Origin of the sequence: Flavobacterium hercynium (assembly GCF_002217285.1) — a bacterium.
Classification (GTDB): domain Bacteria; phylum Bacteroidota; class Bacteroidia; order Flavobacteriales; family Flavobacteriaceae; genus Flavobacterium; species Flavobacterium hercynium.
Map to the genome: position 1 here is coordinate 1 of NZ_MUGW01000037.1, position 23,436 is coordinate 23,436.

Sequence of the window (23,436 nt, forward strand, 5' to 3'; positions counted from 1 at the left end):
GATTAACAAAATATTTAAAACTCAAAGATTATTTAAAAAAATTGAAGCGTTTTTAAATGCTTTTATTAATGTTTTAGTTTAGTAGTTTGTGTTTAATATATTGTAAATTAATCACTTATTTTTTTGAAGTTGGTGTTTTTTATTGTATTGATGAAAATTAAGTCCAAATCAAGCAAGTAATTTTGTTCCGTTTCAGGTTTTATTAACTTCTAAAATTCTCGTAACAACTTCAAATTGAGATTTGGTTAACCAGAGTGTTTTTAACTCAATTTAAAGCCGTTTTAAGACGCTTTTGTTTAAAAGTGGTATTCTTATGTGGATTACATTGAAAACATTTAAATAACACGGTTTATTTGGTTTCTTCATAAATATTGCATTTTAAACTTAGATTTTTTGAAAAAGAAATTATAAAATAAAGTTTAAAAAGGCAGGTAAAGTGGGAGTTAAGAAGTTTGTCTTTTTTTGAAAAAGTGGTAACAAAAAAATATTAAAATTAGATACTTCAAGCGAAGAAAAAAATAGCGCGAAATTGGTGCTAAATTCATGTTGATAAGGAACAAAAAATAATGTTGCTTTTTTTTTGAAATTAAAGATTCGTGAATTATGTGAAAAACGAACTATTATTAAGTTTTTTGGGTATATGACACAATGTCAGTGCGTGTTAAAATTTATATTTTACTATTTAATTACCAGTGATTTAAGTTAATTAATGTAAAGTTTAAAATGATGTGTTATTTAGAGACGATTACTAGCGTATTTTGTTGTTAATTTTGACTTCTAAGACTTTTAAAAAGTCTAAAATCTTTAAATTTTCATCATTTTAGAGGTTGAAAAATGAATGCTTTTTTTGAGCCGAAATTACACTTTTTTTCTTCTGTTAAAACCTGTTCTTTGAAAATATTTTAGGGTACTATTTTCTGAATTTTTAGCCATTAGTTTCTATCTTTTAGATTCATTTTTAGGATTGATTTCTATTCTGAATACGTTAAATTTTTTTAACTGCAATTACCTTAAGGTAATCTTAGAGGTTCTCTTTTAGATGAATTTTGCTCTATTAAAAATTCAGATATGAGAAAGACAACCGAAAAAATTAAAGGTATTGTATTGAAAATAGTATTCCTTTCATTCCTTTTTGCAGGCATAACATCATGTAATGCCAGTGATGATAATAAAACAGACCCCAAAACATTTGTATTAGTTCACGGTTCCTGGCAAACTTCTTTTGTTTGGGATGATGTGAAACAGCAATTAGAAAACCAAGGACATCAGGTTATTGCTGTAGAACTTCAGGCACACGGAACAGATAATTCACCACTTGCAGAAGCAACTTTAGCCAATTATGTAAGCCGTGTAAAGACGGCAATAAATGCTGTAAATGGTAAAGTTATATTAGTGGGACATAGTTTTGGAGGCGCCATTATTACCCAAACGGCAACAGAAATTCCAAACAAAATCGAAAAACTGGTATACATTGCGGGCTTTGTTCCACCAAGTGGAAAGTCGGTTTTTGAGCTTTCGTCGCAAGATAAAAGTTCATCAATTACACCTGATGTATTGCTATTTTCAACAGATGGAACTACAGCCACTTTTAAAAATCCGGACGTTACTATTCCTAAAATCTTTTGCCAGGACGGAACACAAAAGCAAAATGACTTACTGATTAAGAACTTAAAACCGGAGCCTCTGGCACCTCATGGAACACCACTTCAATATGATAAAATGGTATTCGAAAGCTTAGAAAAATACTATATCTACACCACTGAAGATCGTGCAATAAGTTATGCTTTTCAGCAAAAAATGGTGCAGGAAGCCGGAATTACAAATACATTTTCGATACAATCAGGTCACAGTCCGTTTGTGTCGCAACCCAAAGAAGTATACACGATTTTAAACGGTTTAACAACAATAAACGATTTAGCAATGAAGAATGAACTAAAAATTGGAGACAAAATACCTAATTTTTCCCTACAGGATCATAACGGAAAGACTTTTAATAGTGTAACTGATTTAGAAGGAGTTACGAGTGTGATTTATTTTTATCCAAAAGATGAAAGTGGTGTTTGTACTAAAGAAGCCTGTGCCTTTCGCGATAGTTATCAGGACTTTACAGCTGCAGGAATACAAGTGATCGGTATAAATTCGGCAGGAATTGAAAGCCACAAACAGTTTGCAGAGAAAAACAACCTTCCTTTTAGACTTTTGAGTGATCCCGGTAACAAAGTGATCAAGCAATTTGGGGTAAAAAATGCCTTATTCCTGACCGGAAGGGAAACTTTTGTAGTGAATGATAAAGGTATTGTAGTGCATAAATTTAGAGATTTCTTTAAAGGAGAAGCACATGCTAAGGAAGTCTTGCAGTTTCTGAAGCCGGTAAAGTAATATTTTATTTTATAATTTTAACCCAGTCTATAACGGCTGGGTTTTACTATTTTACTATGGAAGATAAGAAGGAATTAGTTGATTTTTTGCATAATTTTTCAGGACTTTCGCAAGAAGATTTTGGAAAAGGAAGTGCATGCTGGTATAGCAGAACAATAAAAAAAGGGGAGTTTTTTAATATGCAAAGCTTCGTTTGTTCTGACTTAGGTTTTATACGAAGCGGGCTTTTTAGAATCTATTATTTCGATGAAGAAGCCAGAGAAGAGCGCAATATGTTCTTCTTTTCTGAGGGGCAATTTATCGTTTCTTTTGCTAGTTTTATTTATCAATATCCTTGTATTTACTATATCGAAGCGCTTGAAGATGCCGAACTTTATGCTATAAAGTATAAAGATTTGTATCATTTGTACGATGTAAACAATGGCTGGGCAAATACTGGAAGACGTTTGGCTGAACTGTTTTTTATTTATGCACAGCTTAGAATGGAGGCTTTGTTGTTTAATACAGTGGAACAACGTTACTTAAAATTGCAAAAAGAACAGCCCGAAATCGTTAAGCGTATTCCTTTATTTCATGTCGCTTCTTACTTAGGAATTACGAGTCAATCGTTGAGCAGAATTAGAAAAAGACTAGGATAGAAGTTCTATTTTACGCTGAAAAAATGATATAAAAAAACTCTATTCATAATGATAGAGTTTCTTTTTTGTACAGCAATTTGTTCTTATTTTATTGGTTTTGCGATCGTATCGCTTACCATCGTCGTATCGGTAGCGATACCAAGAGTATCGACGGTAGCGTTTACGCTATCGACTGTAGTTACTGTGGAATCAACATATAGGTCAGAATCTACCGGAATTGTATCATTTTTTTTGCAAGAAAATGATAATCCTATGATTATGAAAAGGAATGCGATTTTTGATTTGATTACTGTTTTCATGGTTTTGATTTTTTAGTTACTAATTATGTGTTTCTCAAAATTAGCTTGTTACGGCTAAAAATAATTACATGATTTTATAATTTGTTTTATAAAATATTCATTTACAGTGTTTTAATTGTTTTGGTTTATTTCTTTTGAAAACCAATTTCCTAGCCCGGACAGAAACAGCATCCTTTGCTTGCTTTCTTTAAGCAAGCAAAGATATAGTGTATGGCCGGAATAGCTCCTAATAAAACTATTTCGCAAAAATTGACTTGTTTTAGTTGATAATCAGGTCGATATCTTTTGATAGTCGGGTAAGTAATTCAGGTGTTTCGCTATTGTTTAATCCCCAAGGTGTTAGTTTTCCGCGTTCCAGAATTTCTTTTTTAGAATAAACCAGACTCAAATAATAACTTAGATCCGCTATATCGGTTGGAATTGGTTTGTTTTTTTGTGATACCTCTTCGTAGTAATATCTTGATGTTGCTATTTTGGGATATTTGCTTAATAAATAAGGGTTTACGGTCATGGAAGGACCATCTCCGTGATATAAATCTGTGGACTGAATTGGTGTAATGGTTAAGGTGGTAATGGTCTTTTTTAATTCTTTGTAAGCCTCGGAAGTGGTACTGAAATCACCTTTTTGAATGGTTTTATTTTGAGATAATTGTCGCACTACTGAAAGACGCACATAATCGCCATTGATTTCGATTACTTTAAATACAAAATAATGATTTTCATAACTTTGGCTCCCGTTTGATCCTCTTTGTTTGCTGAAGATAAAACTGCCTAATTGCAACTGGTGTTCTTTGCTGTTGATGGCTTTTTTCCAGGCGTAAGGTTTGTAAACTTTTTGTTTTAGCACGTACAGCATGATTAAAACAAGTATGGTAATCAGTATTATTTTTTTCATACAATTTTAAATATTGGAATTTTCGAGCTCTTCGATAATTTGTTTTTTCATTAGAGTATGAATATAGTCTTTTGTTTCGGCATACGAAATATTGTATTTACGCGTAATTTGTTGTAAATGAACAGGAAATGTTGTTAGTAAAGTATCATAATAAGTGTTTAACTGATCTTCGTCGGGCATTTCGAAAGGTAACCGAATTTGAAATCGTCTTAATAATGCGGTATCAATGGTGTGGTAATGATTGGTAGCACAAATTAGCAGGCTATTGTCTGGAAAATAGTCGATTAACTGAATAATAGTGTTGACAAGACGTCGCATTTCGCCGACATCCTTATCATCAGAATCGCGGCTCTTGCCAATCTGATCGAATTCATCCAGAAATAAAACGGCATTTTCTCTGCTCGCTTTGTCAAAAATTGCTTTTACATTCCTCGAAGTTTCCCCAATTCGTGCATTAATCAGCGTGCTCAAATTAATGATTACAATGTTTTTATTGAGAGCCGCAGCAATTGCTTTTGCTGTAGAAGTCTTGCCACAGCCGGAGTGTCCGTGCAGTAAAATTTTGTTATCTACATTAAGATTGTACTTTTTTAGCTCTTCTAAATAGCGATGTTCTTTAATAATTTGTGTGAGAGCAGCCAAGTTTTCATCACTAAAAAGTAAGTCGCTCAACGCTATTTTTTCAGTATCCTGTACGGTAAGTTCGTAGAGATTCATGTGCATTTTTATTTGGTGCAAAAGTAGATTTTATTCTGTAATATTTTCGTTCCAGATTTCTTTTCCTAAAAAGCGGTTTCCAAATATCGATGTTCCTATTCTCACTACATTAGAACCTTCGGCTATGGCCAGTTCCAGATCTTGTGACATTCCCATAGAAAGTTTTAAATCGTTTAATTCTAAGGTGTTGTCAGTGTAAATTTCATCTCTTATTTCTCGTAATAAACGCAAAGAGGGTTTCATTTTTTCTTTTTCGACATCCAATAAACCAATGGTCATTAAACCTTTGATATTTAAGGTTTTGATTTTTTTGATTTGATGAAGAAATGGTAATACATCGTTTGGCGCTAAACCGAATTTGCTTTCTTCAAATGAGGTGTTTACCTGTATGTAAACATCTAATTGGCGGTTTTCTCTTTGTAATTGCTTGTCTAATTCCTGCGCCAGACTTAATCGGTCTAAGGATTGAATGCAGTTAGCGTACTTTAAAACATCTTTTACTTTATTGGTTTGTAAATGTCCAATAAAATGGCGTTCTATTGGTAACTCTTTTAAAATCTGATTTTTATCTCGAAGTTCCTGCATTTTGTTCTCACCAATTAAGGTTTCTCCAGCTTCAACAGCAATCTTAATAGATTCTGCAGAAACTGTTTTTGTAGCGAGCAATAACTGTACATCTGATACGTCTCTGCCGGAAATACTGCAGGCATTTTCGATACGCTGATGCACCTGCTTTAGATTCGAAATTATAAGTTCTTTCATAGCAGCAAAGTTAGCTGATGTTTGTAGTGTGCAAAAGATCCAGTTTTTGCTATTGCTAAGTAGTCCAGATGTTAATCAATAAGTTGTAAATAGTGTATTGAGAAGAGAACTGGACCAGTATACGGTGATAAATCAAAAAACTGGATTATGGGAGGATTTGTCTTTCGGAGTAATTTTGTCCTGACAATAAAGTCAACTTAAAAATTAATTGTGATGAGTAAATCTATTTTTTATCATGCAGGATGCCCAGTTTGCGTAAGTGCAGAACATGACATTTTGAATTTAGTTCAGGATGTAGAAGTAGTAAATATTGGTACAGACAGAACCAGAATTTCCGATGCTCAAAAAGCAGGTGTATTATCTGTTCCGGCTTTGGTAACGCCAAACGGGAATGTATTACACATAAACTTTGGAGCTTCTATGGAAGATGTAATTGGGTAAATATAACAACCTCTTCGAAGTATTTTGAAGAGGTTTTATAAATTTTTTAAAACAAATAATTTTCAAATCAACTAATATAAAATACGATGAAAGTAGCAGTATGGGATACTTATGTAACCCGAAAAGACGGAAAAGTGATGCATTTTGATATTCTTGTAGACGAGAATACAGCAGATGCCAATGCGGTTTTTGAATTTGGCAGAAAGTACCTTAAAACAGTGATGCAGGAAGGTCAGGCTTTAACCTCAGAAGAATGTCAATTTTGCCATATTGATAAAGCACCTGAAGAAGTTGAAAATCAGATAAAGGAGCATGGTTTTTCGATTATTGAAATGGAAAACTGTTATTAATTTACAGTAAAATCAAGCATGATTTGAACTGAATGCTTTTACAAATATTCTGAAAGTGCGGTAATTCCCTCCTCCATTTGCTTTTCTGTAAGAGAAGCATATCCTAGTCGGAAGCCGGAAATTGGGGCTTCAAAACTGAATTTTTCAGGATTCATGATTTGAATGCCTCTTGCTTGTAACTGTTCGTAAACGAATACCGTGTCGACCTTGGAATTAGGTACAATCCAAAAGGCTAAACCGCCTTCGGGCTTTGTAAATGTGGCTTTGTCTTTGAGAAATTGTTGGCAAAGCCCTTCAAAATAATCCCTTTTTGCTTTGTAAATGTGATTGTTTTTTTTGAGATACCTCTTAATGATACCTTCATTTATAAGATGCAAAACGGCCTCTTCCATGATATTATCGCCTTGTACATCAATAATTTTACGATGGTTGCCTACTTTCTGAATATTTTGTGGCGTAGTAACCAGATAACCAATACGTAATGCAGGAGCAACAATTTTACTTAAGGTACCAATGTATACGAAGTTCTTGGCATTTTCATAACTTGAAATTGGTAAAATAGGACGTTGCCCAAAATGAAACTCATGATCGTAATCATCTTCGATAATCGTAAATCCGTATTGATTGGATAATGCAATGAGTTGCAGTCTTTTTTTGAGACTGAGCGTTACTGTTGTCGGAAATTGATGGTGTGGCGTAACGTATATGGCTTTTATAGTATTGTATTTCTTTAGATACGTTTCGACTTCGTCTAAATTCAGACCATCATGTGAAATAGTTACAGGAAGCAGTTTCGCGCCGGCATTTTCAAATGCTTTCCATGCTGGCTGATACCCAGGATTTTCGATCATAACAAAATCTCCTTCTGAAAAGAGGCAATGTGCAGTAAGGTACATCGCCATTTGGCTTCCGCGTGTAATGCATATTTGATCCGCGGCAACATTCATTCCGCGTTTAAAATTCAACATTTGAGCAATTGCTTTTCTGAATTCGGCAGCGCCTAATTCATTACTGTAGCCCATAATTTGCCAGCGCGACTTTCTGTTGAAAATCTCGCGATATGCTCTCGCCAGATCTGCCATAGGAGCAAGACGGCTATCCGGAAGTCCATCATCAAAAATAAGATGTGCTTTTGGTTCTTCATCAATGCTGTCGAAATCCGGTTTTGGTTTGGTATTAGTACTGTTTTGTGGTAAAATAGCAGCAACAAAAGTTCCTTTTCGGTTAATGGTAATCAACCAGCCTTCAGCCAGTAATACATCTAAGGCTTCGATTACTGTATTTCGGTTTACGTTTAGTAAAACGGCCAATTGTCTGCTGCCAGGCAAAGCATTTCCGGAGGTTAATTTTCCTGATTTTATTGCACTGATTATGGCATCTGCAATTTGCAGGTAAATTGCTGTATTGGATTTTTTATCTAATTGAATTTCTAATTGCCAAGGTCGTAACATCTGGACTATTTATTGTTTGTAAAATAGTAATTTTAGCTAGTCCAAATATACATTAATTTACAATGTGTAGCTGGTTTTGTGCGGTTTGGTTCTTTTTAATCTTAAAAAATAAGCATATAATTTAACCTTCAATTATAGTTACATTATATTTAAAGGGTCTTTTTTGTTAAAAGTAAGATTTAGATGTTGTTTTTTATTTTTATTCGTAATTATATTCTTAAATTGTGGTAAAAAAAATAGCAATGTAAAATCTAAATGAACATGAAAGAAAAGAACAAAATGAAAAGTGGCAGTGTAAGAGGAGGTAAATTTGGGATAATAAGTGTGCTTATTATTGGAATGTTATTTTCTTGTGCGAAGGACGAAGAAGGAACAGTAAATACGGTATCTTCTAATGGAGAGGTGTTTGAAAGAGACACCTTGTCGGTTTCAGAAATTAATTCAAGAATTGATGTTATCAGGCAGGCAAAAGGTGAATTTAATTGGTCAGATGCTACGAATCAAATGATATGGAGCGCCATTGTACATAGCGAAAATGTGGTAACCATTGGTTATCAGGGAGATCTTTCGGGCGCTACAAATAAAGGAACCTCAGAAGATCAGGAAATTAAAACGCGATTGAAAAAGATGGTTTTGACTTCAGAAATGAAAGGAATCGCAAGTAAAAAAGCAGAAGAAGACAAGTTGTTTTTAGGTGAAAATGATACTATTAAGTTTATTGATGTTTTTATTCATAACAGAGAAACCTTTGTTAATCTTTTGAAAGAAAACAACATTCGCTACATAGAGCCTTCTAATTATGCTTATGAAATCGAACAAAAGAATATCATGAAATCAGCATCTTCTATATATGAATCAGGATGCGGAGCTGCTGCTGAAACGCTGACGGCAGGAGATTATACTGTTGTAGCACCCAATGCCAAAGTACCTTGGAACTTTTATATACACAATATTCCGCAGGCATGGGAATATAGTACAGGTGCCGGTGTAACTATTGCGGTGGTTGATACAGGAATTGCAGATCAGCAATCGTTAATGGGAAGTGATTTTAATAATGGACTTTCACAGGGAAGAACCGTTGAAAAGTATAGCACGTATGTCGATAGTTTTTGGCCATGGGCAACAACCGTTACTAGTCCAAATGATGCATGCGGACATGGTACGACAATGAATGCTGTTGCTGCAGCGCCAAGAAATAACAAAGGATTTCCGGTTGGTGTGGCGTACAATGCCAATTTAATTAGTTACAAAGCTTCTTCTGGTGTTTACATTGGATTTTATCAGGCTTCGAGAGGTGTAGAAAAGGCATTTATGAAATTGGCTGATAATAATAAGGTTAAGATTATTTCGATGTCGATGGGAACAGAAGGTATAATTCCGCAGACAAAAATAAGAGATGCTATAAAATATGCGTACTCCAAAAACAAACTGATCTTTTCTGCTGCTGGTACTTCTGTTCAGGTAATCAATAATTTTTACGGTGTTATTTTCCCTGCCACAATGGACGAAGTCGTTGCTGTAACTGGTATACAAGAAGGAGCGGAATTTAAACGCTGTGATAATTGCCATAGCGGAAAAGAGGTAGATTTTACAGTTGTTATGCAAAGAACAGGGACTAAAAAAACAGTTCCAGTTCTTGGTTCTGTCAATAACACAGAAGAATATGTTGGCGGATCTTCTGTTGCGACAGCAACAATGGCAGGTGTTGCAGCTTTGGTTTGGTCTAAAAATCCAACATGGACAAGACAGCAGGTTTTAGATAAGTTACAACGATCGGCTTCTCTTTATCCGTCAAAAGATGCTCAATTTGGCTACGGAAATGTAGACGTTTTAAAAGCAGTACAATAAAATTTTAATTAATATTGATAATAGCCGATTTTCAAAATGCTGAAAATCGGCTTTTTTTTGTGTGCTTTGTAAAGAAAAGGTATAGAATAAAGAACTACTTTTATAAAGCTGATATAGCAATCATATAATGAGATTAGTTTATATTTGTAATAAAAACCATGTTTAAATAATTCATTTTCAATTTATTGTATGAAGAAATATAGAATCCTTAAAGTATTCGTTTTCTTGTTTTTAGCAATTTCATTTACTGGTTACAGTCAAAAAGTAAAACTAATTACGGTAGATCAGCTTCAGGAAAGAATAAAAAACGGAAAAGACAGTACGTATGTTGTCAATTTTTGGGCGACCTGGTGCGCACCATGTATTAAAGAATTGCCTCATTTTGAAAAGCTGGGACAGGAATACAAATCAGAAAAACTGGCTGTGTTGCTAGTAAGTGTTGACTTTAAATCGAAACTTACTTCCGCTGTTGTTCCGTTTGCGAAAAAGAAAAAACTGCAAAACCAAGTATTTTTACTGAATGAATCTAATCCGCAGGAGTATATCGATCGTATTGATCCTTCGTGGTCAGGAAGTATTCCCGCAACGCTTTTTATAAAAAATGAAAAACGAGTCTTTTCAGAAACAGAATTCACTTACGAACAATTACTTACAGAATATAAAAAAATATAATTATGAAAAAACACATCACCATTTTATTGTTATTTAGCGTACTAATAGCGCAGGCACAAAGCAAAACACTCAAAGCAGGAGAAGCTGCACCGGACTTTAAACTGAAAAACGTTGATAATAAAGAAGTTTCTTTTGCTAATTTTCCTGATGCAAAAGGTTTTATTGTTGTATTTACTTGTAATACATGTCCTTATGCAATAGGCTACGAAAAAAGAATTATAGAATTGAATGCAAAGTTTAAACCTCAGGGATATCCTGTAATTGCTATTAATCCAAACGATCCGGAAGCTTCTAAAGCAGATACTTTTGTAAAAATGCAGGAACTGGCGAAAGCAAAGAAATATGCTTTTCCGTACTTGTTTGATCCGGGACAAGTGGTTACAGATCAGTATGGGGCGAAACACACACCGCATCTTTTTGTAGTGTCAAAATCTAAAACAGGAACAGCAATTGAATATACCGGAGCTATCGATAATGATCCTGAAGGTCTAAAGGCAGATAAAACTAAATATGTCGAAGATGTAATTACTGCATTAAAGAACAATCAGAAACCAGCCATTACAGAAACAAAAGAAATAGGTTGTACCGTAAAACGAAAAGCCAAAGCATAAATTCAACTGTTTTACAGCACAATTTGAGAAACGCTTCATTCATTTGAGGCGTTTTTTTTATACTATAATCAGGGTATTAGTAGCATTTTAAGATTAGAAAAATGATATTGTCACTATGACTTTTCTTGCTGTCACTGCAATCTATAAGAAAATAACTATTTTTTAAACTAGATTATTTCATAATTGAATTTAATCTATTAATTTTGTTTAGAACTAATCTAAATAACAATGAAAAATTTTCTTATTGCCGATTCTGAAAACCTACACATAATTGGCTTGCAACATACACTTAAAAAGTTGGTGAAAACCCCCAACTTAAAGGTCGTTAACTCTGGAGAAGAACTGTTTAAGTGTTTGCATAAGAATGATATCGATTGCCTTATTATTGACCCTAATAATATTTTTTTGTTTTATGATGATGATTTAAAGGTACTTAGAGCAAAATATCCAAAATGCAAAATCATAATCTTATCGTACTTCAAAAACAAGCAAACAATCGACAGTTTTTTAAAAGATAATATCAACGGATTTATTTCGAAAGACTGCGAAGAGCAAACCATCTACGACGCACTTTACAAAATAAATAATGGAGAACGTTATTTATGCCCCAAAACGCTGAATGCGCTGATTGATGTTTTTGCTTTACCAAATGAAAATATCGATGAAAAACTAACGCTAAGAGAGTTTGAAATTCTAAAGCAAATCGCACAGGGAAATAACGGCAAGAGTATCGCATCTGACCTTTTTATCAGTATTCATACTTTTAGAACTCATCGTAAAAATATAATGAAAAAAACTGGCCGACATACTACTTCTGAGCTGATATTGTACGCGTTAGAAAAGAAAATTATGTAATTTTCGTATTTTTTAATCTTATTTTATGTTTTATTTCCTACTATACATGAGGTATTTTGAATACCTCATTTGTAGAAATAATTTTCACTTTTTTATGGTATTGATTTAATTTTCCTTCAAATCTACATTTGCTAAAACTATTCTTTAGAATCAATCTAAATAAAATAAGCAAATGGAGGCACAAGAAAAAAGCACGCTGTTACAGCAAGAAAGTGTAGGAGAGAAGAAGCACAACAAGCATATTTTTTCTAATAACAAAAAATCGCTCGAGATTTATAGAAAAAGTATGAAAAAGGCCATTAAGACAATTGGCAATCACTTACAAGGACGGAATACTCCATTTACAGGTACAGGCATTTCGACTATTAAATCAAGAATTGATGCTATTCATCTTGAGAATAATAGTAGCGGAAAGAGTTTAGATTTTGTTCTTGAAGAATTAAAGGATATTTATTTGAATGATTGTATTCATTTTCATGATCCAAAATACATAGCACATCTTAATTGTCCTATTTTAACGCCAACCCTTGTAGCAGAAGCATTTGTATCGTCATTAAATTCTTCAATGGATACGTATGACCAAAGTACGGGAGGAACTTTTATCGAATTAAAATTGATCGACTGGACGATCGAAAAACTGGGCTATCCTAAAAACGCAGACGGAATTTTTACCAGTGGCGGAACGCAGTCAAATATGATGGGATTGCTTTTGGCAAGAGATCATTACATAAAAAAACACTACGGAATTGATCCAAAAATGGACGGTCTTCCTCCTGAAGCTTCAAAATTTAGAGTTTTATGTTCAGAAGTGAGTCACTTTAGTTTAAAAAAGAACTTAAGTCTTTTAGGATTGGGACAAAATGCTGTGATTCCGGTTGCGGTTGACACCGATTTTAAAATGAATATCAATGCACTGAAAAAGGTAATTCAGCAACAAAAAGACTTAGGAAATATTCCAATTGCCATTGTGGGTACAGCTGGAACAACTGATTTTGGTTCTATCGATCCGCTAACAGAAATTGCTTCTATTGCGCATCAAAATGATATCTGGTTTCACGTTGATGCGGCGTATGGCGGTGGTTTACTGATTAGTGAACAGTACAAAGGCAAATTAGAAGGAATTGAATTATCAGATTCTGTAACTATCGATTATCATAAAACATTTTATCAGCCGGTAAGTTCAAGCGGTTTTTTTATGAGAAACAAATCCTTTGTGGATTACATAAAATACCATGCTGATTATCTTAATTCAAAAGAGCAGGAAGACGAAGGAATTCCAAATATGGTAAAAAAATCGATTCAAACCACACGCAGATTCGATGCCTTAAAATTATGGTTTACACTCCGTATGATAGGTACAGAAGGTTTGAGTACTTATATAGAAAAAGCAATGGATAATGCTTTGTTCACGGCAGATGTACTGAGAAACCGCAATGATTTTGAAATCATTCATCAGCCTGAAATCAGTACAGTTGTTTTCCGTTATACGCCTTTTCAGGAAAATGGCGCTTCATATTGTGCGCTAAACAGCCATATTCGTAAAGCAATTTTCAACGAAGGAAAAGCGATCATAACAAGTACAAAAGTTTACAACGAAGTCTTTTTGAAATTCACATTATTAAATCCGTTAACAACACGCAAAGATCTGGAAGAAGTTATTGCACTAATCGTGCATCACGGTCAGGAATATTCATTAAAAAATTAAAAATTAGAATCATGCAAAATAAAACATACGATTTCATTGCCGTTGGTGTGGGACCTTTTAACCTTAGTCTGGCTTGTCTTACGGCACCTATCGAAAATCTTCACGGTTTGTTTTTTGACAAAAACGAATCTTTTAACTGGCATCCTGGAATGTTGTTACAAGACACTACGCTGCAAATTCCGTTTATGGCAGATTTAGTAACCTTAGCAGATCCAACAAGCCCTTTTAGTTTTTTAAATTATATCAAAGAACAAGGCAAAATGTATTCGTTTTACATACGCGAAAACTTTTTACTGCTTCGTAATGAATACAATCAATATTGTCAATGGGCAATCAAAAAATTACCTAATATCTTTTTTAATACTGAAGTAACGTCAATTGAATTTGATGAAAATCAGGAGCTTTACATCGTAAAAACACTTTGTACAAACACGGATGTAACGTCGATTTACAAAACAAAAAAGATTGTTTTAGGAACAGGAACAGCGCCTCATATACCAAAAGCGTGTCAAGGATTGCAAGGAAAAGCGATTCACTCCTCGTCTTATGTTTCGAATAAAGCAGCATTACAGCAACAAAAAGCCATTACCGTTTTAGGAAGCGGACAAAGTGCTGCCGAAGTTTTTAATGATTTATTGCAGGAAATTGATGTGTACGGTTACCAATTGAACTGGATTACGAGATCATCTCGCTTTTTCCCAATGGATTACAGCAAACTAACACTCGAAATGACGTCACCGGAATATGTAGATTATTTCTATAATTTGCCAGCTGAGAAACGTGACAGCTTGCTTGAAAGCCAAAAATTACTTTACAAAGGAATTAATAAAGACCTGATCGAGACCATTTTTGATACTATTTACAGTAAAAAAGTAATTACAGAAATTGATGTTAATCTTAGAACAAATGCAGCCTGCACAAAAGCTTCGTACAATGAAGATAATCAGGAATTTGAATTAGAATTGCATCAGTTAGAACAAGATCAGCGTTACCGCCATAAAACATCTGCATTGGTTTTAGCAACCGGATACGGATATAAATTGCCACAGTTTTTAGAAGGAATTGCCGATCGAATTCTTTGGGACGAAAAAGGACGTTTTGCAGCCAATAGAAATTATACGATTGACTACAATGCAAATGAAATTTTTGTTCAGAATGCAGAATTACACACACACGGATTTGTAACTCCGGATTTAGGAATGGTTTGTTACAGAAACTCATACATCATTAAAGAAATTACCGGAGTTGAGCATTACGCTATCGAAAAGAAAATTGCATTTCAGGAATTTGGTGCTCCTGTAACAGAAGTTGTGGAATCTCCGGCATTTGAAACTATCGCATAATTATGGAAGCAGTACAACAACAAAAAAAGAGAGTTCTGGCGATTGATATTGCCAGAGGAATGAGTGTGGTTTTGATGATGATGATTCACACGATGCTGATTTACGGTACGATTGAAACCCAGACTAAAAGCATTTTAGGTGAAATCACTTTATGGTTAGGCCGCGGAACGACTATGTTTTTGGTGAGTATGGGAATTTCGTTTGTTTTATCCAGAAGACAGAGTTTTTTAGCAGTTTGCAAAAGAGCGTTATACATTTTGGCGATTGGTTACGGAATGAATCTTCTAAAGTTTCTGGTTCCTGAGTTTATTTTTGGCGGACTTCCGGAAACATTTGTTTCTGCGTACGGCTTAAAATCAGGCACATTAGAAACAGGGATTTTCTTCCTGCTTTTGGGAGATATTCTACAATTGGCGGGACTTACCTTGTTTATAATGGGCGTAATAAATCATTACAGCAAAAGTAAATATGTACCGCTTGCGGTGGCATTATTAATCATCGCAGTATCAAAGGAACTAAGCGGTTACAGAATTGGAATTCCGGGACTGGATTATTGCTGTGATTTACTTTTTAGCAATCAGTTCAATGTCTATTTCCCTGTATTTCCATGGAGTGCATTTATATTGATTGGTATGTTTTTAGGAAGATGGTACAAAGAGCTCAACGAAAATCAGGAATTGTTTTTTAAGAAAATGCTTTGGGTTGGCTTGGCTTTTATTGCCGTTGGCGGAATTCTGAATTTCTCTAATCCTGAATATCATTTTGGCGACTATTACCATTTAGGACCAGGAGGAAGCATTTTATTGCTTGGAACAAATTTAGTGTTGTATTGGCTAATTAATATTGTAGTTCAGTTATTTAAAGAAAATAATGGAGTCTTTAATTTTCTTATTTTTTGCAGTAAGCACGTAACAAGTTTATATGTTATTCAGTGGGTTTTAATCAATTGGGGCATGTATGTAGTTGGTTTTTGGAATCAGGATCAGCTGGCTGTTTTATGTTTAGTTCCTGCTGTTATTATCTTGAGCATCAGTATTCAGTTTGCCTACAGCGAAATCAAAACACAATTACGAGCAAGAAAAACAACAGCCAATACCAACGAATTAATTGTAAACAATTAGAATCGTATTATTTCATAAAGAAAAATGAAGTAAATATTAATTTAAATAGTGTAAAAAATGAATGCATATAATCCTATTTATACCACCACAATTCCAAATTTCGGAACGATAGATTTTCGTCCGTTGCAATTGGATGTTGATACCCAAATTATTCATGATTGGGTCAATCGCGATTATGCGCAATATTGGGGTATGCAGGGAAAAAATCTGGAAGAAGTTCGTCTTGAATATGAAAAAATCAACAAAGAATCAGATGTTTTTATTGGACTTGTAAATGGAGAAGTTTCGTTTTTATTAGAGCGTTATAATCCAAAATTAGATAGTATCGGAGCCTACTATCCGGTTCAGGATTACGATTGTGGTATCCATATTATTGTAGCGCCGTCACTTAAGCCCGTGCATCAGTTTACGTGGCATATTTTTTCGAGTATCATGAAATTTGTATTCGGTGATCTCAAGATTCAGAGAATAGTGGTAGAGCCGGACATCAGAAACAAAAAGATGTTTGACATCTGTCATCGCGTTGGTTTTGAAGATGCCGATGTCGTGCATTTACCGCATAAAACAGCCTTGCTAGCTTTCTGTACGCGAGAGCAATTCATCAAAAAAATAGATTCATTTAACCTCAATTATACTGAAATGAATACCGAAAATCAATTAGAATTTCCAGAAAAAGCGATCACGCACATACAACCCGAAGTTTGGGAAAAAGCCAATCGTTTATTGGTAAAAAAAGCAATCTGTGAGTTCACACACGAACATTTGATCGAACCTGTTTTAGAACTGGGTGTACAAAACAGAAATAAGTATTCTTTATTCGCAGATGATAATACTATTAAGTATACGTTTAAAGCACAATTGCTCGAAATGAATCACCTGAATATCGAAGCAGATACGATACAAAAGCATCAAAACGATGTTGTTTTACCTCTGGATGCAGTCGACTTTATTCAGGAATTCAGAACCAGTTTAGGTATCTCAGAACAATTGCTTCCATCGTATATAGAAGAAATTATCAGCACGCTTTACGGAAGCTGTTACAAATTATTAAAGGAAAATTCAACTTCAAAATCACTTGCTAATTCTGATTTTCAAACCATTGAGCAAGCCATGATGGAAGGACATCCGGGATTTGTGGCAAACAACGGACGAATAGGGTATAATAGCATGGATTACAAAGCGTATGCACCAGAAGCCGGAAATCCGTTTAAGATTTTATGGCTGGCTGGACATCGCGACAGAACGGTATATGCAGGAACTAAAAAATTGGATTATGATGTTTTAATTCAACAAGAATTAGGCACAGAAACCATTTCAAAATTCAATGCAACAATAGTAGAGAAAGGGGAGAATCCAAACGATTATTTCTTTATTCCCGTTCATCCGTGGCAATGGTTTAACAAGCTTGCCAATTTATTTTCACCGGAAGTAGCCAAAGGAAAATTGATTTGTGTAGGCTACGGACCAGATTTGTATCAGGCACAACAGTCGATTAGAACACTTTTTAATTTAAGTAATCCTAAAAAGTTTTATACTAAAACATCATTGTCTATTCTGAATATGGGCTTTATGCGTGGATTACCGGTTTTCTATTTAGGAACAGCTCCTGAAATGGCAGAATGGCTGGATCAGTTATTAAGCGGTGATGCGTATTTACAAAAAGTTGGTTTTGGAATGTTAGGCGAGGTGGCTTCTGTAAGTTACATCAATCCATATTTTGAAAGCTTTGGAAAACACAATCCATACAACAAAATGATTGCTTCTTTATGGAGAGAAAGTCCGGTCGCGAAGTTAAAAAACGATGAACAATTAATGACGATGGCAGCGCTTTTGCATCTTGATAAAGACGGAAAATCATTGCTGTCAGAAATTATCAAAGCATCACCTTTATCAATAGACAATTGGCTTACAGAATACTTCAAAGTTTACCTAAGTCCTTTGTTGCATTGTTTCTATGAATATGATTTGGTCTTTATGCCTCATGGTGAAAATATTATCCTAGGTTTAGAAAATCATGTTCCGGTACGTTCTTTCATGAAAGATATTACCGAAGAAGCGGTGATTTTAAACCCTGATGTTGTGGTTCCTAAAAATATCGAAAGAATTTATGCTGAAGTTCCTGAGGATGTAAAACTGCTTTCGATTTTTATTGATGTTTTTGATGGATTTTTCCGTTTCATGTCGGCAATTTTAGTTTCGTCGGATGAATATCAGGAAGAACGTTATTGGGAACTTGTTGCAGATTGTATCTCTGATTATCAGGATCAAAATCCGCATTTGGAGGCTAAATTCGCCAAATATGATTTGTTTGCGAATGAGTTTCAGTTGTCTTGCTTAAACCGTTTGCAACTGAACAATAACAAAACTATGATCGATTTAGATGATCCTGTGGCATTGCTGCAATTTCAAGGAAAATTACAAAATCCGATCGCTCCGTATAAAAAAATAATCGCTTAATACCTTAAACAAATGATGAACAGTTTAATAACTCATCCCGAAAATGATGTTGCTTCTGATGTTGTTTTTGTAAAAACGATTCCGGGTTTAGGCGTTTTCGAACTGCGTCCGCTTGATATGGAAGCCGATATTCCGTTGATTCATAATTGGATAAATAGAGATTACGCCGTGTATTGGGAAATGAAAGGCTTTTCTGTTGAGGAAGTAAAAAATACCTATTACAACATTCTCGAAAAAGCGCAGGTTTACATTGGAATTTTTAATCATGATGTTGCTTTTTTATTAGAATGTTATGATCCTCAAAATGATCTTGTTGGAAAATACTATGATGCTAAAAAGGGTGACAAAGGCATGCACATTCTGGTAGCGCCCTTCGAAAAATCGATTCCAAATTTTACCTGGACGATCTTTACGGTCATTCTAGATTTTATTTTTTCAGATGCCGCTACGCAACGTGTTGTAGTAGAACCTGATGCCCGAAATCATAAAATTCACTTGTTGAATAAAAGAGCGGGATTTGTTTTTCAGCGCATACTGGAGTTACCGCACAAAAAAGCACATTTAGAGTTTTGCACCCGCACAGATTATTACAAGGCATTACAATCGGTTTAAAAATATAAAAATGGAAATACCAACCCAAAATATACAGCATTTAACAAAACAGAATTGGGATAAGGCAAACGCAATTTTACTTAAAAAAACAATAAGCGAATTTGCTCACGAATTATTGATTACACCGGTCGAAAGCAGTTCTGGTTACTACACCATTCAAGCACCGGATGCCAATGTTCAGTATGCATTTAAGGCTTCGGTTTTAACTTTAAATCATTGGTCAATTCCAGTAGATACAATCAAAAAAACAATAGAGGGAGCGACAGCTCCCTTGCGTTTATTAGCTTTCATCATTGAATTCAAAGAGGTGCTAGGTATTAGTGAAAATCTTTTACCAACGTATTTAGAAGAAATTACTAGTACTTTGTACAGCACAGCATATAAAATTGCAAACGAAAAATATACTTCAGATGATTTATTAGCCTTAGATTATCAGATTATCGAACATGCCATGACCGAAGGACATCCGTGTTTTGTGGCCAACAGCGGTAAAAATGGTTTTAATATCGATGACTTTGCCACCTATTCTCCGGAAGCCAATGCGCCTGTAAAATTATTATGGATTGCAGGGCACAAAAGCAAAGCTACTTTTACGGCAATTGAAAGTTTAGACTATCAAAAAGTATTGCAACAGGAATTGTCTGCTGAGACGATTGCAAAGTTTGAAAGTATTATAGAATCACAGGAATTACAAGTCGATGCGTATTATTTTTTTCCTGTGCATCCGTGGCAATGGTTCAATAAACTGGCTTTGATTTTTGCTCCTGATATTGCCGAAGGTGATTTGGTTTGCTTAGGATACGGAGAAGATGATTATTGTCCTCAGCAATCGATACGCACTTTTTTTAATACATCGTCACCGGAAAAATTTTATGCTAAAACAGCACTTTCTGTAATCAATATGGGTTTCATGCGCGGACTTTCTCCTTATTATATGGAAAGTACGCCAGCCATTACAAAATGGGTTGCCGATCTTGTAGAAAATGATGCTTATTTACAGCAAAAAGGATTTACATTATTAGGTGAAGTCGCTACAATTGGGTATCGAAATTTCCTTTACGAACCCTTAGGAAGAAGTATTCCGCACAACAAAATGCTGGCCACTTTATGGAGAGAAAGCCCAATTCCAAAATTAGCAAAAGGACAAAGCATCATGACGATGGCGGCATTATTACATGTCGATCAGTCCGGAAAAACTTTTGTCTCTGCCTTAATCAAAAAATCAGGAATCAGCGCCGAAGCCTGGATTAGCAATTATTTAGATGCTTATTTGTCGCCTTTGTTGCATTGTTTTTACCAGCATGAAATGGTTTTTATGCCTCATGGCGAAAACCTGATTTTAGTTTTAGAAAATCATATTCCGGTAAAAGCAATTATGAAAGACATCACGGAAGAAGTAATGTTATTTAATGGAGAAATTCCGTTGCCGGAAAAAGTGAAGCGCATTCATATTGAAATGAAAGAACCGCTGAAAATTTTATGCATTTTTAATGATGTTTTTCAGTTCTATTTCCGTTTCCTTTCCGCAATATTAGCAGAAAATGGTACACTTTCAGAAGAAGATTTCTGGTCATTGGTAGCCAATTGTATTCATAATTACCAGCAGGATCAGCCCCATTTAGCTGCGCAATTTAAGAAATTCAACTTGTTTCAGCCTGAATTTGATTCCTGCTGTCTGAATCGCCTGCAATTGCGAAACAACAAACAAATGCTCGATTTAGCTGACCCGATAGAAAGTCTTCAGTTTGTGGGGAAACTCAAAAATCCTGTTGCGGCGTTTCGTCATAACTCCAATTTAGTGACTTCAGTTTAGTCATTATCTTTTTATTCATTAAAAAATTAGTTGCTGTCTTTATTATTGGTAAAAGAAAGCACAATGATTATTATGTTCAAAAGTTTAAGTAAAGTGCTGGAAAAAGCCGAGTCGTTTGATTTTACGAGAGGCAGTATCCGAAAAGGAATTCTGATCTTGTCTATTCCGATGGTTTTAGAAATGGCAATGGAATCTGTTTTTGCCTTGGTCGATTTGTATTTTGTTGGTCATTTAAAAGAAAGTAATCATGCGATTCAGATCGTTGGTTTAACCGAATCTGTTTTTGCTATTATTTATTCGATTGCAATTGGAATAAGTATTGCCACAACCGCTATTGTTGCGCGTAGAATTGGCGAAAAAGAAAATACTCAGGCAGCAAAATCGGGTGTGCAGGCGATTGTTATTGCAATCGGTATTAATCTTGTTATTAGTATTTTGGGATTTGTTTACGCCAGAGAGATTCTGCTTTTAATGGGCGCTTCAGAAGCATCTGTAGACTATGGTGTTTTGTATACTAAAATTATGATGGCGGGCAGTGTTTTTGTAATGCTGATTTTCCTGATAAACGGAATTTTCAGAGGAGCGGGCAATGCAATAATTGCGATGAAAAGCCTTTGGATTGCTAATATTTCCAATATTATACTTTGTCCCGTTTTGATTAACGGTTTTTGGTTCATTCCTGCAATGGGTGTGACGGGAGCTGCAATTGCAACCACGATTGGACGTGGTATTGGTGTAGTGTACCAATGTTATTTTCTTTTTTATGGTCGGGGTATTCTAAAAATAAAGTGGAATTATTTCGTACCGGATTATTCTTTAATACAATCGATTTTGAAATTGGCTACACCGGGCGTTTTACAATACGTAATTGCATCGTGCAGCTGGATTTTCTTAGCCAATCTTGTTGCTACAACAGGAGGTGATTATGCTTCATCGGGTTATCAGACTGCCATCAGAATCATGATGTTTTTTGTCCTTCCAGCTTGGGGACTTAGCAATGCTGTTGCAACTTTGGTCGGGCAAAATCTGGGTGCAGACGAAATTGGAAGGGCAGAGAAGGCCGTGTATAAAACAGCGAAATACAATATGATTTTTATGGGATCGATTATGATTGTTTGTTTTTGCAGTGCGCATTATCTCATATCATTTTTTACAAACGACGAAATTATCATTAGAATTGCTGTAAATGCCTTGCAGATTATGAGTGTAGGCTTTATTTTTTATGGTCTCGGAATGGTTTTGAACAATGCTTTTAATGGAGCAGGAGATACCTGGACACCAACATGGATTAACGTATTTGGTTTTTGGATATTCCAGATTCCATTTGCTTACTTGCTTGTACATTACTACGAAATGGGACCAACAGGTGTTTTTATCGCCATTCCCGTTGCAGAAACTTTAATTACCCTATTAAGCCTGATGATGTACAGAAGAGGAAATTGGAAGCGGGTTTTGGTTTAGTTTTTCTGTGATTTTATTAAAATTGTTTTTATAGAAAATGATTTTTTAGATTTCTAAAAAGTTGAAAAACTCTTAGGGAAGTACAGTACTAAGTTTAATAATTATCCTAACAGGTCTTCAAGACCTGTTAGGTATATAAAGTTATTAACGTGTTGAAATTTTGATGTATAAAGGAAGTAAAAAAAAGATTAATCCTTATATGGTCCTTTTCTTTTTATGATATATAAATCATTTTTTTTAACAAAAAAACTTATATCAAATAAATCTTCATATTTCTTAGGAATCTCATAATAACCAAGTTTACTAACAAAAAACCAATCGTAAGAAAACAAATCTTGTAACTCGTCTTCAAATGTGAATTTAAACTTTTCATTTTTAGCAATAAGTTCCCAATATGCAGTGCCTGACCAGGTATAGCAAATTCCATTTACATTAGAAATACCTAAAGTCATTTTAGGAATAAAACAGGGGGTAAAACTTTTTTTTAGAAAATGTTTCATGGTAATTACGGGAGGCATACTTGTATATTGTACTTTATCTATTTTGTTTTCTAATAGAAGACAATTTTTTAAATTATATGTAAGACTGTCAATTACTATTCTTTGAATAATTTGTCCTTTTTTGTCTATTACTACATAATTATCACTTTGAACTAGATCGTCATTTATTTCAGAACCAGATATATGTTCCTTTATATCGATAATGAAATTTAAATGAATTGTATCTAAATAAACATGTCCCTGATAAGCATTGTTGGAATCAATTAATTCGAGAATACCGTCGGCATCGTATTTTGGTATTAAATGGTCATCACTTCCACAATAATTCAAGTATCCGCTAATTTTAATTTTTTTCATTTCATATTTTCCTGATTCAATTCCTTTGTCAATATCAAAATAGGTTTGATCATAATATAAAGCAATAATTCTATTAATAAATAGCATTACAAATGGAGCGAGTATTACAATTAAAATTGTCTTTTTGTATTTTTTTATCTTTTTCATTT

The 23,436-nt window shown here is 34.4% G+C and carries 21 protein-coding genes; 15 read left to right on the forward strand and 6 right to left on the reverse strand.

The window, feature by feature from the left end; translation table 11 throughout:
- Positions 1 to 1,068: 1,068 nt before the first annotated feature.
- Both B0A66_RS17000 and B0A66_RS17005 read left to right on the forward strand, forming a co-directional pair.
- Positions 1,069 to 2,379, forward strand: a complete 1,311-nt coding sequence (locus B0A66_RS17000) for an alpha/beta fold hydrolase (RefSeq protein ID WP_089051057.1) — start codon at positions 1,069 to 1,071, stop codon at positions 2,377 to 2,379.
- 56 nt (positions 2,380 to 2,435) lie between these two features.
- Positions 2,436 to 3,017, forward strand: a complete 582-nt coding sequence (locus B0A66_RS17005) for a Crp/Fnr family transcriptional regulator (RefSeq protein ID WP_089051058.1) — start codon at positions 2,436 to 2,438, stop codon at positions 3,015 to 3,017.
- A gap of 83 nt (positions 3,018 to 3,100) precedes the next feature.
- Here B0A66_RS17005 and B0A66_RS17010 read toward each other — a convergent pair whose 3' ends face one another.
- From B0A66_RS17010 to B0A66_RS17025, 4 genes are all read right to left on the reverse strand, one after another.
- The gene (locus B0A66_RS17010) at positions 3,101 to 3,316 is read right to left on the reverse strand and encodes a hypothetical protein (protein WP_089051059.1); all 216 of its coding nucleotides are present in this window, start codon (positions 3,314 to 3,316) and stop codon (positions 3,101 to 3,103) included.
- 259 nt (positions 3,317 to 3,575) lie between these two features.
- On the reverse strand, positions 3,576 to 4,211 hold the full coding sequence (locus B0A66_RS17015; RefSeq protein WP_089051060.1) for a hypothetical protein: 636 nt from the start codon (positions 4,209 to 4,211) through the stop codon (positions 3,576 to 3,578).
- Between the two features lie 6 nt (positions 4,212 to 4,217).
- On the reverse strand, positions 4,218 to 4,928 hold the full coding sequence (locus B0A66_RS17020) for an AAA family ATPase (protein WP_089051061.1): 711 nt from the start codon (positions 4,926 to 4,928) through the stop codon (positions 4,218 to 4,220).
- Between the two features lie 30 nt (positions 4,929 to 4,958).
- Positions 4,959 to 5,690, reverse strand: a complete 732-nt coding sequence (locus B0A66_RS17025) for a YggS family pyridoxal phosphate-dependent enzyme (protein ID WP_089051062.1) — start codon at positions 5,688 to 5,690, stop codon at positions 4,959 to 4,961.
- A gap of 213 nt (positions 5,691 to 5,903) precedes the next feature.
- On the opposite strand from B0A66_RS17025, the gene B0A66_RS17030 reads away from it, so the two are divergent.
- Positions 5,904 to 6,131 carry a thioredoxin family protein gene (locus B0A66_RS17030; RefSeq protein WP_089051063.1) on the forward strand — a complete coding sequence of 76 codons (228 nt, stop codon included), beginning with the start codon at positions 5,904 to 5,906 and terminating at the stop codon, positions 6,129 to 6,131.
- 86 nt (positions 6,132 to 6,217) lie between these two features.
- A complete protein-coding gene (locus B0A66_RS17035) occupies positions 6,218 to 6,481 on the forward strand; it encodes a DUF2024 family protein (RefSeq protein WP_089051064.1) in 264 nt (87 codons plus the stop codon).
- Positions 6,482 to 6,519: 38 nt separating this feature from the next.
- On the opposite strand, the gene pdxR is transcribed toward B0A66_RS17035, so the two are convergent.
- Positions 6,520 to 7,932: a MocR-like pyridoxine biosynthesis transcription factor PdxR gene (pdxR, locus tag B0A66_RS17040; protein WP_089051065.1), complete on the reverse strand. Its 1,413-nt coding sequence runs from the start codon at positions 7,930 to 7,932 to the stop codon at positions 6,520 to 6,522.
- 261 nt (positions 7,933 to 8,193) lie between these two features.
- Between pdxR and B0A66_RS17045 the strand changes: the two genes are divergently transcribed.
- The 11 genes from B0A66_RS17045 to B0A66_RS17095 all read left to right on the forward strand — a co-directional run bounded on the left by B0A66_RS17045 (position 8,194) and on the right by B0A66_RS17095 (position 22,430).
- Positions 8,194 to 9,780, forward strand: a complete 1,587-nt coding sequence (locus tag B0A66_RS17045; protein WP_165766634.1) for a S8 family peptidase — start codon at positions 8,194 to 8,196, stop codon at positions 9,778 to 9,780.
- A gap of 189 nt (positions 9,781 to 9,969) precedes the next feature.
- On the forward strand, positions 9,970 to 10,452 hold the full coding sequence (locus tag B0A66_RS17050) for a TlpA disulfide reductase family protein (protein WP_089051067.1): 483 nt from the start codon (positions 9,970 to 9,972) through the stop codon (positions 10,450 to 10,452).
- A 2-nt stretch (positions 10,453 to 10,454) separates the two neighbouring features.
- On the forward strand, positions 10,455 to 11,063 hold the full coding sequence (locus B0A66_RS17055; RefSeq protein ID WP_089051068.1) for a thioredoxin family protein: 609 nt from the start codon (positions 10,455 to 10,457) through the stop codon (positions 11,061 to 11,063).
- Positions 11,064 to 11,291: 228 nt separating this feature from the next.
- On the forward strand, positions 11,292 to 11,918 hold the full coding sequence (locus B0A66_RS17060; protein ID WP_089051069.1) for a LuxR C-terminal-related transcriptional regulator: 627 nt from the start codon (positions 11,292 to 11,294) through the stop codon (positions 11,916 to 11,918).
- 172 nt (positions 11,919 to 12,090) lie between these two features.
- Positions 12,091 to 13,623 (forward strand): pyridoxal phosphate-dependent decarboxylase family protein, encoded by a 1,533-nt coding sequence (locus B0A66_RS17065; protein ID WP_089051070.1) that lies wholly within the window; start codon positions 12,091 to 12,093, stop codon positions 13,621 to 13,623.
- An 11-nt stretch (positions 13,624 to 13,634) separates the two neighbouring features.
- Positions 13,635 to 14,966 carry a lysine N(6)-hydroxylase/L-ornithine N(5)-oxygenase family protein gene (locus B0A66_RS17070; protein ID WP_208862599.1) on the forward strand — a complete coding sequence of 444 codons (1,332 nt, stop codon included), beginning with the start codon at positions 13,635 to 13,637 and terminating at the stop codon, positions 14,964 to 14,966.
- A gap of 2 nt (positions 14,967 to 14,968) precedes the next feature.
- Positions 14,969 to 16,087: a heparan-alpha-glucosaminide N-acetyltransferase domain-containing protein gene (locus B0A66_RS17075; protein ID WP_089051072.1), complete on the forward strand. Its 1,119-nt coding sequence runs from the start codon at positions 14,969 to 14,971 to the stop codon at positions 16,085 to 16,087.
- Positions 16,088 to 16,144: 57 nt separating this feature from the next.
- On the forward strand, positions 16,145 to 18,544 hold the full coding sequence (locus B0A66_RS17080) for a GNAT family N-acetyltransferase (RefSeq protein ID WP_089051073.1): 2,400 nt from the start codon (positions 16,145 to 16,147) through the stop codon (positions 18,542 to 18,544).
- 12 nt (positions 18,545 to 18,556) lie between these two features.
- Positions 18,557 to 19,156 (forward strand): GNAT family N-acetyltransferase, encoded by a 600-nt coding sequence (locus B0A66_RS17085; protein WP_089051074.1) that lies wholly within the window; start codon positions 18,557 to 18,559, stop codon positions 19,154 to 19,156.
- Between the two features lie 10 nt (positions 19,157 to 19,166).
- Positions 19,167 to 20,969: an IucA/IucC family protein gene (locus tag B0A66_RS17090; protein ID WP_089051075.1), complete on the forward strand. Its 1,803-nt coding sequence runs from the start codon at positions 19,167 to 19,169 to the stop codon at positions 20,967 to 20,969.
- A 63-nt stretch (positions 20,970 to 21,032) separates the two neighbouring features.
- Complete coding sequence (locus tag B0A66_RS17095) at positions 21,033 to 22,430, forward strand: MATE family efflux transporter (RefSeq protein ID WP_244283523.1); 1,398 nt, start codon at positions 21,033 to 21,035, stop codon at positions 22,428 to 22,430.
- Positions 22,431 to 22,618: 188 nt separating this feature from the next.
- Here the strand turns inward: B0A66_RS17095 and B0A66_RS17100 are convergent, their stop codons facing one another.
- A complete protein-coding gene (locus tag B0A66_RS17100) occupies positions 22,619 to 23,434 on the reverse strand; it encodes a hypothetical protein (protein ID WP_089051076.1) in 816 nt (271 codons plus the stop codon).
- Positions 23,435 to 23,436 lie beyond the last annotated feature (2 nt).